Source organism: Streptomyces aureus (genome assembly GCF_000725495.1).
Classification (GTDB): Bacteria; Actinomycetota; Actinomycetes; order Streptomycetales; family Streptomycetaceae; genus Streptomyces; species Streptomyces aureus_B.
The window spans coordinates 69,652-83,422 of the sequence record NZ_JNZD01000006.1 but is presented as its reverse complement, the minus strand read 5'-3'; the positions used below and the strand labels follow the sequence as shown (position 1 = coordinate 83,422).

Here is a 13,771-nt window from a genome sequence, read left to right as displayed (position 1 = left end):
AAAGCGGTTGGCGTCCGCACGATGAAGGGGCCCACTGATCGGACACCCGAGCACGAGGTTTTCATGATCGTCATTACCGCCCCCACGGGGAACATCGGCCGCCGACTGCTGTCGCTCCTGGTCGAGTCCGCGCCCGCGCACGGAGAGGAACTTCGCCTGGTGGCCAGAGATCCCGGCCGGCTTCCCGAAGCCGTGCGCCGACGGGTCGAGGTGGTCGCCGGCTCGCACGGGGACGCCGAGATCGTCGCCCGCGCCTTCGCCGGGGCCGACGCCGTCTTCTGGCTGGTGCCACCGGACGCCTCGGTCACGCCCGACGAGGCGTACAGCGGCTTCACCCGCCCGGCCGCGCGGGCGTTCGCCGCCCACGGTGTCGGCCATGTCGTCGGGGTCTCGGCGCTCGGGCGCGGCACCCCGCTGGCCGCCCGCGCCGGGCTGGTGACGTCGTCCCTGGCCATGGACGACCTGATCGCCGACTCCGGCGTCGCCTACCGTGCCCTGGCCAACCCGTCCTTCTTCGAGAACCTGTTGGAGGAGGCCGACTCGATCCGCGACCACGGCGTCTTCACCGACACCGCCGCCGCGGACCGCCCGGCCCCGATGGTCGCCGTAGCCGACATCGCCGCGGCGGCGGCCGGACTGCTGCTGGACCGTTCCTGGACCGGCGTCGGCAGCGTGCCGGTGCTCGGCCCGCAGGACCTGTCACCCGACGACCTGGCCCGCATCATGACCGAGGAACTGGGCCGCCCGGTCCGTTACCGGCGTCAGCCTCTCGACGAGCTGCGGTCCACCTTTCTCGGCTACGGCCTCAACGAGGCGTTCGTCGAGGGCGTGGTCGACATGAAACGCGCCAAGGACCAGGGCCTGGACGCGGGCGTCGATCGCTCGGCACAGGCCGGAACGACCACCACATTCGCGCAGTGGTGCGCGCAGACCCTCAAGCCCGCCGTCCTCGCCCCGCAGGAGCCCGTCGATGCCCGCTGACCGAACCGAGTCGCCCCTCACCGCCTTCATGCTGGTCAAGACGACACCAGAGTGGCTGGCGATGACCGTGGCCGAACGTATCCATGCCTTCTCCACCCAGGTCGTCCCGGTGATCGAGGCCCGCACGAGTGGCGTCCGCTCCCGCTTCTACGACACGGAGTTCTACTCGGCGCGCGTGACCGACGTATGGGTCTGGGAGGCGGACGACCACGACGCCTACCGCCTGCTGATCGACGCCTTGCGCGAAACCCCCTTCTGGGACCGCTACTTCATCGTCGTCGACCTGCTCGTAGGCATCGAAAATGGTTACGCCCGCACCTACGATGTGGAGCCGGTGGCCACCATCGCCACGTGACGCCACTCGCCGGCGGGGCCGCGACGTGACTGCGGTGACTCGGACGACGGATGTGGACGGACACGCGCGGGCTGGTCCGCGTCTCTGCGGGTGAGGTGGCACCTGTGGTGACGACGAGCCTCCGACGAAACCGCTCACCGGATGCCAGTCATCCGGGATCATGAAGCATGCTCCCGGATGACTGGCACCTCACCGAAGACATCGACGACTTCCTCGCTCGAGCCGGAGCCTTTCTGCGTTCGCGGCCCGCACTGCACAACACTCCGCTGACCGACATCGAGAAGCTGAGGGCCGGCGGCGCTGACGCGCAGGATGCCGAGGCGGCCCTCTTCGGCGTGCTGGAGTCAGGAGGCGAGGTCTGCGCCGTCTTCTATCGCAGGCCGGGCGGGCACCTGTGGATCACCAGTTTGTCCACGGGCCGGGCGGGCGCCCTCGCCGCTCGCCTGGCCGCCCTCGGCCATTTCCCCTCCGGCGTCCTCGGTGACCATGACACCGCCACCGCTTTCGCGGACGCGTGGCAGCAGCGCACGGGCGGCACGACACCGGACCCCTTCTGGCGGACGCACCTCTACCGCCTCGGGACACTGGCGACGCCCCGGCCGAGCCCCGAAGGCCAAGGGCGCCATGCGGGCCCGCAGGACCGTGAAGTCGTCGTGCGCTGGTGTCGTGCGTTCTGCGTCGCCGTCGGAGAGCAACGGTCCATCGACCTGATCGACGCCGGCGCCTGGTCCGACTCGCGCTTCGGCGACCGACACTTCACGTTCTGGGAGACCCCCGACGGCACTCCCGTCTCCATGGCCGCCGCGACCTCGATGGTCGGCGGCATGATCCGGGTGGACCCCGTCTACACACCGGCCCACCTGCGCGGTCGCGGCTACGCGGGTGCCGTGACGGTCGAGGTGAGCCGCGCCGCACTGGCCGCGGGCGCGACCGACGTCGTCCTGTTCACGGACCCGGCCAACCCCACCAGCAACGCCCTCTACCAACGCATCGGATACGTCCACCTCACCGACTTCACCGGCTACAGGTTCGCCTACGGCACACCAGAAGCCGACTAGCTCTCGTCTCCTCGGCCTCGCGCCTTGAGATCGGTGCACTTGAGGTCGGAGAGCGGATCCCGGGCTGGCGTTCTCCAGACCCTCGGTGGTGTGTCAGTGCGAACCGATCGGTAAGGTCTCAATGACGAGAGAAGAGCTCCACCGATGGACTCCCGTACAGCCCGCATACGTTCCAAGCTGGCGAGGACGCCGTACCAGGCGCAACGCAGCCACTCCGTGTGCGAAGAGCACCATCAGTTCCGCCTCGGCCCACGCATCAACTCCTCGGAAGCCGACGCCTTCGAGGCGGAACATCACATCGTCCTGCCGGCGGCTTACAGAGCGTTCCTCATCGACGTCGGGGGCAGCGGTGCCGGCCCCTTCTACGGCCTCCTTCCGCTGGACCAGTGCAGGCTGTTCACGATGAACCCAAAGCCGTCGGACGGCAGTTCGCGGGGATTCACTCATGTGGACCACCCGGACGCACCGCCGGGTGACCTGTTCCTCCACGTCATCGAGATGGGCTGCAGCGATCTGTGCCTCATCGGAGTGACCGGTCCCCTTACCGGCCGTGTGGTCACCGGCAACGCGGAGGGCTTCTGGTGTCCGAACGTCTCCTCGGCACCGGACTTCCTGAGCTGGTACGAGCGTTGGCTCAACCACATGCGGGACGGCAAGGACAACCCCGCACTGGGGCTGACCTCTCCGGCAACCGTCGCGAACACCTCTTGGGGTCCCCGGGCCACAGCCCGGAACGCACGGCGTTCGCATGCCCCAGGTGGTTGAAGGAACGCCGAGTCAGGGTCGGGAGCACCGTGTCTCAGCCGTCGTGAGGGGGCGGGCGTCGCTTCAGGCAGCCGCGCCCCGGCGGAACAAGGCCGTCCAAAGGAACGTCACGCCGAACAGCTCCGACTCCGGGGGCTCCTCCCGCATGCGGCGCAGTTCCACCTCCACCAGGTCGGAGAAGATCCAGCGCAGCGACTCGGGGGTGTAGGCGAGGCCACCCTGCAGATCGCCTCTACGGTAAAGCTCCGCATCGGTGAGTTCCGACCCCATTCCCCCATCTCCGGCGGCGAAGCTCGTCAGGGCGAGGTGGCCGCCAGGAGCGAGGACCCGGTCGAGGAGACCCAGGTAACTGGTCCGGCGGTGCGGCGGCAGGTGGTGGAAGCATCCCGAGTCGACGACCAGGTCGTACGGGCCGCTCAACTCGGCCGCGGGAAGGGTGAAAGCATCACCGCAGAGGAAGCGGACGTCGACCCCGGCTTCCTGAGCCCGGTCCTTGCCCCAGGCGGTGGCCACCGGGGAGAGGTCGACGGCATCCACCTGAAAGCCGCGCGAGGCGAGGTAAAGCGCGTTGCGGCCCGCACCGCATCCCAGGTCCAGGGCCCGGCAGGGAGCGATCAGGCCCCGGTCGAGATGGGCGGCCAGGTTCTCGTCCGGCTTCGAAACGAAGAACGGGACCGGCCTTGACCGGTCGGCATAGAAGCGGTCCCAGAAGTCCTTGCCGTCGCCCGTTCCCAGGCGCCCGGCCTCCGATTCGGATGCGAAGAGCCCGTCCAAGAGCGCTAGAACGTCCTCGACGCTGCGTACGGTCCGGTTCATCCGGCCCCCCTTTCGACCTACGCGATGATAGGAGCGAGGACGGTAAAGGACCAGGTCAGAAGGTGTAAGGCGATGGCTGGAACCGGCGGCTACGAGCCTCGGAAGTCATTGGCGAGCGGCCCACTCCGGACCCCGACTCCGCGTTCGCTCAGCCTGTCGTCGGAGGCCGGGACGGGGCCATCCTCGGCTATTGAGGGGAGACTATTTCGACGAGTCATTCTGTGGTGCCCAGCGGGTGAGTATTGCTTGATGAGGCAGCAGGAACACAACCGGCGCAAGACCGGCCGCAAATTCAGGAAACGGGCCGCCGACACCGACCGCCGCCCGCTCGGCAGCCTCAGGCATCGGACGACCCCCAAGGGCCCAGTCGCCGTCGCCTCGTTGGTCGTCGCGGGTGTCAGGGCGGGGCGTCGGTCGTTCCCAGGACGAGGAGTTTCGTGCCGTCCAGCGCCTCCTCGTATGCCTGCGGTGCGCGGCGGATGTGGAAGCAGTCCCACTGCGCACGGCGGATCGTCTCGTCCGCGTGGCCGAGCGCGTGCAGCACGTCCCAGTGCAGGGCCTGGGCCCATACGTAGCCCGGGTCGCCGTCGACGTCCATGTCGCGTGGGTCGATCGGGGTGTCCGCGAGCGCGGAGGCCAGGCGGTGTCGGTCCACGGGGCCGGCGGCGAAGGCAAGGAACGCGTCGGGGTCGGCGCCCACGGGTACGTCGTCGGCGTCATCGTCGTCCCGGACCGGCCAGGAGTCGTAGCGATGGGCGCGTGTACCGTCCCGCCAGACTTCCAACTCCAGTCGGTCGCCGTCGTACTGGAAGGCGGCCAGCACCGGAGTGCCCAACGCGGCGCTGATCGGTCCGGCGAGCGCGAAGACACTGTTGTCGTCGACGGACCGGTCCGGATGGGCCAGGCAGAAGCGCGGCCCGGCAGGGAGTGCGTATCCGGCGGCGCAGAGTTCACCCAGGACGGGCGCCGCCTGTGACAGCGGTAGGGGAATCAGAATCGTGCCGTACGTGGTCACGGCGTCACCTCCTGGGACGCGGTGACCTTACGCGGCAGCGAAGCCGCGGGCCAACGGAAATAGTCCTCGGAGACGTAGGCGGTGCGCGAACCCGAAGTGCCCTGCGCTCGCCGTGAGTTGGAACTGGCAACGACTACATCGGTCGGGACGGCCTCGGTAGCCTCGAGGGTCCCCCAGCCGTGGGCCGTCAGGGCAAGGGGGGCCTCGACGCGGTCATGGACCGCCGGCTGTGCGAGGCGGCCGCCGGCCGTGTCGGGACTGTGGTCCGATGAGGTGCCGGACAGCGGCCGGCCCAGTCGCCATCCCCGTACGCACCGCCGTATAGGCATGTGAAGCGGCCCGACGATGGCGCCCTACGGCGACGTTCCGCGCACGGCCAGCGCGGTGCGGGCCAGCCCGCGGAGCCAGGCGTGGGCGTGGTCGGTGTCGTAGCGCTGATGCCACGACAGGTAGATCGATGCCGGTGGCAGGTCGAGCGGGAGGGGCAGCACGGTCAGGCCGAGGTCCGCGACGGCCGACCGCGTGGTGGCTTCGGGCACGTCGACCAGGAGATCCGAGCCACGGGCGAACTCCAGCGCGGCCGCCTCCGTGGGCGCGGTGGCCACCACGCGGCGGGTGAGACCGAGGGACGCGAGGGCGTCGTCGACGGCGTTGCTGAGGTTTCCGCGGCGCGAGACGGTGACGTGCTCGGCGGCGGCGTACCGCTTCGCGGTGACGGCCTTGACGCGGGTGAGGGGGTGCCCCTGCCGTACGACGATGACGAGGCGCGTCTCGCCCACGCTCTCGGCGCGGATGTCGGGGGCGCTCGGGCGGTTGGCGTTCGCCTCCAGGTCGACCTCGCCGCGCCGCAACTCCGGTGTGTCGATGCTCGATTCGGCGACGAAGCGCAAGCGCACACCGGGTGCCTGTTGGCGGACGGCCGCGAGCAGTGAGGGGCCGCCCAAGGCGACCAGGGAGTCGTGCCAGCGGAGCGTGAAGGTGCGTTCCAGCGTCGCCAGGTCGAGTTCGCGGCTCGGTGCGAGCACGCCGTGGACCTGGTGCAGCAGTTCGTGCACCTCTTCCCGGACGGCGATCGCATACGGGGTGGGGGTCATCGTGCGGCCGGTGCGCACCAGGATCTGATCCCCGGTCGTACGCCGGATACGGCCCAGACTCCGGCTCATCGCGGGGGCGGTGACGTGCAGGCGTGCCGCCGCTCCGGCCACGCTCCCCTCCTCCAGCAGCGCGTCGAGGGCGGTGAGCAGGTTCAGATCCAATTGCATGCGAGTAATGCTATCCGTGCTTTACATGCATTTGATGTTAATCCAGCGCCTCTATACCGTCGAGACAAGAGCGCAGGACGCAACGAACCGCATCGCTCCACCAGCCCAATCACCCATCCTCACAAGGGAGTTCCGTCATGTCCGAAACCCTTCAGACCACCGACGTCGCCGCCTTCGACGCCGAGCTGCTCGACCGGACCGCGATCGCCGTGCGCGACGCCGGTGCGGCACTGCTCGAGCGCTACGGCGAGGTGGTCCCCTACCGCACCCGCGAGGAGCTGATGCGCGCGCTCGCCGTCAACGACGACACGGCCCTCGACATCCTGCGCCCCCGCCTCACCGACCTGCGGCCGGACGCCGGCTGGGTGGAGGACGAGCTGGACGGCGGGGCGCTGCCGCCCGGCGAATGGTGGGTCGTGGATCCGGCCGAGGGCAACGTCAACCACCTGCACGCCCTCCCCGAATGGGCGGTGACCGCCACCCTGGTGCGTGACAACCAGCCGGTGCTCACCGCGGTCCACCTGCCGCTGACCGGCGAGACGTACACCGCGCGTGCCGGGGCGGGCGCCCACCTCGACGGCCGGCCGCTGCACGTCTCCCGGACCGCGGACCTCGGACTGAGCATCGTGGCCACCAGCCAGGCCCGGCCGGACGAGGACGACGAGGTCGTACGTCGCGTCGGCTCCTCGATCACCGCGATGCTCTTCGACGCCCTCGTCGTCCGCACCGCCGTGCCCGCGACCCTGCACCTGCTGAACGTCGCCGCCGGCCGGATCGACGCCTTCTGGCAGTTCGCCGGCGCCCGCGCGGACCTGCTGCCGGGGGCACTGCTCGTCACCGAAGCCGGCGGACAGATCTCCGACGCGGAGGGCCGACCCTGGACTCCGCACAGCGAGAGCTTCCTGGCCGCCGCGCCCGGCGTCCACGCCCAGGCCGTGGCCACCCTCTCGCGCTGACCGCGCACCCCGACGCGCGCCACCGCGCCCGGCGTCCACGCCCAGGCCGTGGGCACCCTCTCGCGCTGACCAGGCACCATCACCCGCCCCGCCGGGCCCGCCGCCCGCACGCGCGCCAGCGCCGCACCCCAAGCCAACCCAAACCACCGCACTCTCACACTGACCAGGCACGACGACCCGCACGAAATCACCCGCACGAAATCACCCGCGCCAACGAACGGACCACATCACCATGACCAAGATCGCAGTTCTCGGAAACGGCCGCGTCGGCGGCACCCTGGCCACGGCCCTCACCCGGGCGGGGCATGAGGTGACCGTGGCGGACAGCACCCCGGGCGCCGCAGCCGCCGCCGCCCGGGCGGCCCGGATCGTCATCAACGCCACCCCGGGCTCCGACTCGCTGGACCGGCTCGCGGCCCTGCGCGAGGAACTGCGCGGCAGGATCCTCGTCGACGTCTCCAACGCCACCGCCGACGGCCCCGACGGACTTCCCGCCGGCCTGATCTACCCCGGCTCCAGCCTCGCCGAGCACCTTCAGGAAGCGCTCCCCGAAACGAGCGTCGTCAAGACACTCAACACCATGCTCTTCTCGGTGATGACAGCGCCGGGCGCGCTCTCCCAGGCGCCCGACGCCTTTCTTTCCGGCGAGGACCCGTGGGCCAAGCAGACCGTGCGTGACCTGCTGAAAGACCTCGGCTGGCGCGAGGAGTGGATCACTGATCTCGGTGGAATCGAGACCGCCCGCGCCACGGAGGCCGCGATCCTGTTCGTACCGCATGTCATCCGAACCAGCGGCTTCACGCCCTTCGCGATCTCGATCGCCCGCTGAGCCGCCACCCACCACGCGGACACCTGTGCCATCGAACCTGGTGGACGGGTTATAGTCCGGCCCAACGACGGGCCCGGACCGGGTCAGGCGGCCGGGCCCGTCACCCTCACCGCAGCGTGAACCGGGGCACTACTAACATCTTTCGTATGATGAGGCGGGGGTGGCGGCTGGGTGCCGTGGTGTTGCTGGCAGCGATTTGTGCCTCAGGTGCACAACGCCCTGGGCTCGTGGACAGCAGCTCGGACCTCGGCCCACTTCCGGCCGACCGCTACCACTTCACCCCACAGGACTACCAACAGTCCCGGCGCGCTTCGGCGTTGCTGGTCCGACAGTGCATGGCCGAGCACGGCCACCCGGACTTCCCGCTCGACCCCCGCTTCCCCAGCGACCCCATCGTCGCCACGGCGGTCGGCACGGACTACGGCGTGCTGGATCTCGCCGAAGCCCGCCGCTGGGGCTACGGCTGGGATCCCGCGCGGTCGACGGAATCGCAGCCCAAGGACCGCCGGATGTCCGACGCCGAGTACCAGGACTACCCCGGCTGCAACGCCGACGCGAACCGGCGGCTCATGCGGGGCATCGACGCCAAACGGGACTGGCTCTACGCGAGCACAAGGGCTGTCGACATCGACAAGGCGGTCAAGCGGGACCCGCGGCTCCGCGCCGCCTGGGAGACGTGGTCCCGCTGCGTGGCGGAACAAGGGTTCTCGCGCTATCCCGACCCCGTCGCGGCCTACACGGACACCGCCTGGCGACGGGGGAGCGACGGCAACACCCGGCACACTCGGCGGGAGCGGGACACCGCGGTCGCGGACGTGACCTGCAAGCGCCGTCACCACACGGCCGAACTCTGGCACGCCGTACAGGAGCGGGAGCAGGCCGTGGACATCGCGGGGCACCGCGACCGGTACACCGCCGGGCTGAAGGCGCTGCGGAAGTACCGGGCCACCGTCGACGACGTGCTGAGGAAGCTCGGCTGAGGCCATGCGCCGCCGACCCGTCGTAGGCCAACCCGTCGTAGGCCAACCCGTCGTAGGCCGACTCGTCGTAGGACGAGGCGGTACGGCCCATCGGGCGCCTCGGCTGCGGTGTCAGTCCCCCGAAGTAGTCTTCCCGTCACCGCACACCGACGCGAAGGACCCACCGAGTTGACCGGCCTGACTGCCTTTCCGCTGCCCTTCAATGCTTCCTCGTCCATATCGTTCGCGAGTCCCCGGACGCTGAGGGAACTGCAGATGATGCAGTGCAGCGCCCACATCAGGGCGAAGCCCCGATGGTTCGACAAGATGAACGACGCCGAGCTCGTCGCCAGGTGGACGCAGGAAGCGATCGCCCAGGGCCTCACGGAAGCCCAGGTCCGTTACGTGCTGGCCGAACTCGCCCACTACGCCGCGCTGCGCGACGGAAGCACCGGTGTCGAGGCGTCCGCCGTGGACGGGGTGTGGCAGTCGGACACGCTCGTCGACGAACAGCTCAGGACCCGGCTGCGCGAGGCGGTGCGGGTGCTGGAGGACGTCCCCGAGGAGGAACGGGACTGGCACCCCGGATCCGACGGGCTCGTACTGGATCTGGTTCACCCCTCCCTGTTCTGTCTGGTGAAGGAGGCGAGCGGCGCCCCCGAGCGGGCTTGGGAGAACCCGACGGGCCGCTTCTCGAAGTACGAGTTCTCCGAGAAGTTCCAGTGGCTGCCGACGGACGTCGACGTCAGCGTGGACGGCGACGTCGCCTTCCGCTCGTACGTCAACAACGTCCACCCCGACCGGCACAGCGAACTGGCGGCGGTACTCCCTGACTTGCTCGGGCGCATGCGGCCGCTGCTGGAGAACGTCCTCACCGATCTGCGCCACCCGCGGCCCCCGCGGATCAAGGCCGATCCGTTCGGGTGGTACGAGTCGCAGGAACCGGACTACCCCGACAAGTCCTCCTACGAGGACGACGCCTCCTACGCGGAAGCCGTTCGTGTCTGGGGAGAGGCGCAGGACGAATGGTGGAACAGCCGCCGCCCGACCGTCCCGGACGCCCCGGAATTCACCGCGCCCGAGTCGCCCGACGCGTCCGCCCGGGTCGATCTGCGCGGACGGCGTCTCCAGGTCATCGTCAAGCTGGCCACCATCCATCTCACCCCGGACAAGCCCGAGTACCCGGGCGGTTCCTGGCACGTCGAGGGGATGCTGAACGAGCGGATCGTCTCGACCGGCATCTACTACTGGGACAACGAGAACATCACCGAGAGCCGGCTGAGTTTCCGTGCGGCGCTCGACGACCCGGACTACGAGCAGAACGACGACAACGGTGTGCGCGAGGTCTATGGCCTGGAGGACATGGGCGCGCTGAACCAGGTGCTGGGATCGGCGTCGACGCCGGAGGGCAGGTGCCTCGCGTTCCCCAACATGCTGCAGCACAGTGTCGGTTCGTTCCGCCTCGAGGACGACACCCGTCCGGGACACCGGAAGATCCTCGCGTTCTTCCTGGTCGACCCGTCGGAGCAGATCGTCTCGACGTCGGACGTGCCGCCCCAGCAGCCGTGGTCCGACACCTCGACCATGACGCTCGAGCAGGCCAAGACGTACCGTGAACAACTCATGCAGGAGCGCAAGTTCTTCGTCGACGAGCACAACGAGCAGCTCTACGAGCGGGAATTCTATCTCTGCGAGCACTGAAGCCCCGGCTCCGCCGAGGCTCAGCGGGCCCGGCCGCTGACAGCGACGGGGCCCGCTGTGTGCGCCGGGTCCGGCGGTGTCCGCCGGTGACGGGTACCACGACCTCGGCGGCGTGCCGGCCCTACACCTTTTCCTGGCGCCGGTCCGAGTCTCCGGACGCTTCCGGCGTTCGCGGAGCCGTGCTCCCGGCGGGCGTCGGTACGGGACGGGCACGCAGCAGGTGGCGGAGCAGGGCTAGGCAGGCCAGGGTCGTGACAAGCACGCACACCCCGGTCCAGCCGAAGGCCGTGTAGGCGCGGACACCGAGCCAGGAGCCGGCACTGCCGCCCAGGAACGCGCAGGTCATGTACGCGGTGTTGAGGCGGGCCCGGAACTCGGGGCGCAGGGCGAAGATGCGGGCCTGGTTGGCCACCTGGCCGGCCTGCGTCGCCATGTCCAGCAGCAGCATGCCCGCCCCGAGGCCGGCCAGGCCCGCGGGCCCGCCCAGGTTCCCGGTCAGCAGGAGCATCCCGGCCGCGACGGCGCCGGTCAGGCAGAGAAGGCTCACGGTATCGGGGCCGTCCCGGTCGCTGCGCCGGCCGGCGACGGGGCCGGCGAACATGCCGCCCGCGCCCACGAGGGCGATGACCCCGACCGCCCCGGTGCCCAGGCCGTACCGGGGGCCGGTGACGAACAGGGTCAGGGCGGTCCAGGCGGCGCTGAAGGCGGCGAACACGAGGACCTGGTACTGGCAGGAGCGCCGCAGCAGCGGCTCGGTGCGCAGCAGCCGGAAGCAGTCCGCGAGCAGCTTCGGGTACGGCTGATCGGTGCCCGGCGCGGTGCGCGGCAGTGCGGCCGCCATGATCGGGGTCAGGAGCAAGGCCAGGGCCGCGGCCGCCAGATAGGGCGTGCGCCAGCCGATCCACTGCCCCAGGGTGCCGGAGAACGTACGGGCGAGCAGGATTCCGCCGATCAGGCCCGAGAGCAGGGTGCCCGTAACGACTCCGCGCCGCTCCGGTGAACTGAGCCCGGCGGCCAGCGGGATGAGGATCTGCGGGACCACCGTGGTCAGGCCGACGAGCGCGCCGGCGGTGGCCAGGACGGGCAGGCTGGTGGCCGTGGCGGCCAGGAGTAACCCCGCGCTGGTCAGGAGCAGCAGGGTCGGGACGAGGACGCGTGGGCGCACCCGGTCGCCGAGCGGCACCAGCAGGAAGATGCCCGTCGCGTAGCCGAGTTGGGTGCAGGTGACCACCAGGGTCGCGGAGGAGGGGGACACGTGGAGATCGGCCGCGACCAGCGGGCCGACCGCCTGCGGGAAGTAGACGTTGGCCACCGTGACGCCGCAGGTGACGGCCAGCAGCAGGATCAGCGGCCGGCTCGGCATCTGGACAGGTATCGGGGGAGAGGCGGAAGGGGCAGGGCTGTCGGGCATCGGGTACACCTTGGCCGTGAAAGGAGCTGAAGGGGAGGAGGACGGGGCAGGGCTGGACACCTCGCCGCAGGGAACCGGTTTGACCGGTTCCCGAACGTACCAGTTAAACCGGTTCCCCGCTAAGGTGGTTGTCATGGCGTCCCCTTCCGAACCGACGACGGCACGCTTCCGCAGCGGCGCGGGCCGGCTGTGCCTCGACTTCATGCGCACCCTGCGGCTGCGCGGCACGGACGAGGCCACCGAGGAACTGGCCGCCGCCCGGGACCTGGCCGACTGGGTCGCCCAGCTCGGGCCCTACCCGGCGGATACGGTCGTCCCGGTCCCGGACGAGGCCGTCCTCCTGAGGGCACGGGCACTGCGCGAAGCGGTCCACACCCTGCTCACGGCCGCCCGAGGCGACGACGGGCCGGCCGGCTGCCCCCCGGCCGAACGCGACCTGCTGAACGCTGTGGCCGCGGGCGCGACTCCGGCCGTACGGCTCGACGCCACGGGTGCGGCGGTCCACACGGCGCAGGACCCGGTGGGCGCAGTTCTCGCGGACATCGCGCGTGACGCCGTCACCCTGGCCACGTCGCCCGCCCTGAGCCGGGTACGGGCATGCTCCGGGCCCCGCTGCGCCGCCTGGTTCCTGGACACCTCCCGTCCCGGGAACCGGCGTTGGTGCTCCATGGAGACCTGCGGGAACACGTCCAAGAAGAACACCTGGCGCACCAGGCACACGACCGGGGCCTGACCCCGGTCACTGGGGGTGCCGACGACCCTCTGTACGGGCGATGCGTCGTCGCCGGCGGGATGGCGGATCTGGCGCAGACGGACGACGCAGGCGATGACGGACCGCAGCTCTAAGACTGCGGTTTCCGTCATCGGTGCCGTCTGCATGGCGGCGGTAGGCCGGTGCTCGCGCGGTGGGGTCAGCCGGACCGGAGGTTCTCCAAGGTCGAGCGCGTGTCGGTCCTCACCCATCGGGAGACATCGCTGACCTCGGGCGGAGTGGTCTTGTCATAGGTGGACGTGTAGACGCTCCAGTTCATCTGGTACGTCATCCAGCCGTCGCGCACCGCGAGGATCACCGCTCGGCTGCCGCTGGTACCCGCGCCGGACGTGGTGTCCTCGGTGACCAGGTAGGCCTCGTCCCCGAAACCCGACACCTTCTGCACCTCGTAGTCCGGGTAGCGCTGGCCGTACTCGGACCACACGGCCGTGAACTCGGCGGCGGGATCGGTCTTCTTGTGCAGATCCATCTCCACCGAGAGGTAGGCGTCGGCGTAGGAGGAACTGGACGCCGTCTTCAGGGAGATGCTGCAGGAGCTCTCGTCGATCGCCTTGTGCTTCAGCGCGGTGTGCGTGGGGGAACTGTCCTGCTGGGTGTACTCGGTGCGCAGGGCCGTGTAGTCGACCGAGGAGCAGAGGTTGGACTTGGCCTGGTACCCCGCGAGATCCGCCTTGTCGCCCAGCGGGCCGAGCACGACGATGCCCGCGGCCCACAGCGCGGAGGCGGCGACCGCACCGACCACGGCCCACAGCACCGCGCGCCCCGCGCCACCCTTGGCTCCGGGGGGCGGAGGGAAGCCCGGCGGCTGGCCGTACCCGTACGGCTGGGCCTGAGTGTAGGCCGGAGAAGGGCCGTACCCGGCGGCCGCCATCGGGGCCGGCGCTGCTGGAA

Annotated in this window: 14 protein-coding genes; 9 read left to right on the top strand and 5 right to left on the bottom strand. The window is 70.2% G+C overall.

Translation table 11 applies throughout. From position 1 onward, the window contains the following. The first annotated feature begins 63 nt into the window (after nucleotides 1-63). The 4 genes from IO36_RS13135 to IO36_RS13120 all read left to right on the top strand — a co-directional run bounded on the left by IO36_RS13135 (nucleotide 64) and on the right by IO36_RS13120 (nucleotide 3,159). Entirely contained in the window at nucleotides 64-981 is a 918-nt protein-coding gene (locus tag IO36_RS13135; RefSeq protein WP_037619656.1) for an NAD(P)H-binding protein, read from the top strand. Beyond that, entirely contained in the window at nucleotides 971-1,336 is a 366-nt protein-coding gene (locus IO36_RS13130) for a darcynin family protein (protein ID WP_037619655.1), read from the top strand. Before IO36_RS13135 ends, IO36_RS13130 begins: the two co-directional genes overlap by 11 nt. A gap of 167 nt (nucleotides 1,337-1,503) precedes the next feature. Beyond that, complete coding sequence (locus IO36_RS13125; protein WP_037619654.1) at nucleotides 1,504-2,394, top strand: GNAT family N-acetyltransferase; 891 nt, start codon at nucleotides 1,504-1,506, stop codon at nucleotides 2,392-2,394. A 144-nt stretch (nucleotides 2,395-2,538) separates the two neighbouring features. Then, a complete protein-coding gene (locus tag IO36_RS13120; RefSeq protein WP_037619653.1) occupies nucleotides 2,539-3,159 on the top strand; it encodes an SMI1/KNR4 family protein in 621 nt (206 codons plus the stop codon). 63 nt (nucleotides 3,160-3,222) lie between these two features. On the opposite strand, the gene IO36_RS13115 is transcribed toward IO36_RS13120, so the two are convergent. The 3 genes from IO36_RS13115 to IO36_RS13105 all read right to left on the bottom strand — a co-directional run bounded on the left by IO36_RS13115 (nucleotide 3,223) and on the right by IO36_RS13105 (nucleotide 6,252). Continuing rightward, nucleotides 3,223-3,975 (bottom strand): class I SAM-dependent methyltransferase, encoded by a 753-nt coding sequence (locus IO36_RS13115; RefSeq protein WP_037619652.1) that lies wholly within the window; start codon nucleotides 3,973-3,975, stop codon nucleotides 3,223-3,225. Between the two features lie 397 nt (nucleotides 3,976-4,372). Next, complete coding sequence (locus tag IO36_RS13110) at nucleotides 4,373-4,990, bottom strand: hypothetical protein (RefSeq protein ID WP_037619651.1); 618 nt, start codon at nucleotides 4,988-4,990, stop codon at nucleotides 4,373-4,375. A gap of 353 nt (nucleotides 4,991-5,343) precedes the next feature. Further along, nucleotides 5,344-6,252 carry a LysR family transcriptional regulator gene (locus tag IO36_RS13105; protein ID WP_037619650.1) on the bottom strand — a complete coding sequence of 303 codons (909 nt, stop codon included), beginning with the start codon at nucleotides 6,250-6,252 and terminating at the stop codon, nucleotides 5,344-5,346. Between the two features lie 137 nt (nucleotides 6,253-6,389). Between IO36_RS13105 and IO36_RS13100 the strand changes: the two genes are divergently transcribed. The 4 genes from IO36_RS13100 (at nucleotide 6,390) to IO36_RS13085 (ending at nucleotide 10,697) form a co-directional block, all read left to right on the top strand. Beyond that, entirely contained in the window at nucleotides 6,390-7,208 is an 819-nt protein-coding gene (locus IO36_RS13100) for a 3'(2'),5'-bisphosphate nucleotidase CysQ (protein ID WP_037619649.1), read from the top strand. A gap of 232 nt (nucleotides 7,209-7,440) precedes the next feature. Continuing rightward, nucleotides 7,441-8,037, top strand: a complete 597-nt coding sequence (locus IO36_RS13095) for an NADPH-dependent F420 reductase (RefSeq protein ID WP_037619648.1) — start codon at nucleotides 7,441-7,443, stop codon at nucleotides 8,035-8,037. A 227-nt stretch (nucleotides 8,038-8,264) separates the two neighbouring features. Continuing rightward, nucleotides 8,265-9,017, top strand: a complete 753-nt coding sequence (locus IO36_RS13090; protein WP_245173252.1) for a hypothetical protein — start codon at nucleotides 8,265-8,267, stop codon at nucleotides 9,015-9,017. A gap of 168 nt (nucleotides 9,018-9,185) precedes the next feature. Beyond that, nucleotides 9,186-10,697, top strand: coding sequence for a DUF4246 domain-containing protein (locus IO36_RS13085; protein ID WP_078943162.1), 1,512 nt, complete (start codon nucleotides 9,186-9,188; stop codon nucleotides 10,695-10,697). A 121-nt stretch (nucleotides 10,698-10,818) separates the two neighbouring features. Here the strand turns inward: IO36_RS13085 and IO36_RS13080 are convergent, their stop codons facing one another. Continuing rightward, on the bottom strand, nucleotides 10,819-12,108 hold the full coding sequence (locus IO36_RS13080; RefSeq protein ID WP_078943161.1) for an MFS transporter: 1,290 nt from the start codon (nucleotides 12,106-12,108) through the stop codon (nucleotides 10,819-10,821). A 133-nt stretch (nucleotides 12,109-12,241) separates the two neighbouring features. On the opposite strand from IO36_RS13080, the gene IO36_RS13075 reads away from it, so the two are divergent. After that, nucleotides 12,242-12,841, top strand: coding sequence for a CGNR zinc finger domain-containing protein (locus IO36_RS13075; RefSeq protein ID WP_037619646.1), 600 nt, complete (start codon nucleotides 12,242-12,244; stop codon nucleotides 12,839-12,841). Between the two features lie 178 nt (nucleotides 12,842-13,019). Here the strand turns inward: IO36_RS13075 and IO36_RS48085 are convergent, their stop codons facing one another. Continuing rightward, on the bottom strand, nucleotides 13,020-13,634 hold the full coding sequence (locus IO36_RS48085; protein ID WP_037619645.1) for a hypothetical protein: 615 nt from the start codon (nucleotides 13,632-13,634) through the stop codon (nucleotides 13,020-13,022). Nucleotides 13,635-13,771 lie beyond the last annotated feature (137 nt).

Excerpts from the sequence above, each read along its gene's own strand:
- IO36_RS13135 (WP_037619656.1), top strand. The coding sequence starts at position 64 with ATGATCGTCATTACCGCCCCCACGGGGAACATCGGCCGCCGACTGCTG.
- IO36_RS13130 (WP_037619655.1), top strand. The coding sequence starts at position 971 with ATGCCCGCTGACCGAACCGAGTCGCCCCTCACCGCCTTCATGCTGGTC.
- IO36_RS13125 (WP_037619654.1), top strand. The coding sequence starts at position 1,504 with ATGCTCCCGGATGACTGGCACCTCACCGAAGACATCGACGACTTCCTC.
- IO36_RS13120 (WP_037619653.1), top strand. The coding sequence starts at position 2,539 with ATGGACTCCCGTACAGCCCGCATACGTTCCAAGCTGGCGAGGACGCCG.
- IO36_RS13115 (WP_037619652.1), bottom strand. The coding sequence starts at position 3,975 with ATGAACCGGACCGTACGCAGCGTCGAGGACGTTCTAGCGCTCTTGGAC.
- IO36_RS13105 (WP_037619650.1), bottom strand. The coding sequence starts at position 6,252 with ATGCAATTGGATCTGAACCTGCTCACCGCCCTCGACGCGCTGCTGGAG.
- IO36_RS13100 (WP_037619649.1), top strand. The coding sequence starts at position 6,390 with ATGTCCGAAACCCTTCAGACCACCGACGTCGCCGCCTTCGACGCCGAG.
- IO36_RS13095 (WP_037619648.1), top strand. The coding sequence starts at position 7,441 with ATGACCAAGATCGCAGTTCTCGGAAACGGCCGCGTCGGCGGCACCCTG.
- IO36_RS13080 (WP_078943161.1), bottom strand. The coding sequence starts at position 12,108 with ATGCCCGACAGCCCTGCCCCTTCCGCCTCTCCCCCGATACCTGTCCAG.
- IO36_RS13075 (WP_037619646.1), top strand. The coding sequence starts at position 12,242 with ATGGCGTCCCCTTCCGAACCGACGACGGCACGCTTCCGCAGCGGCGCG.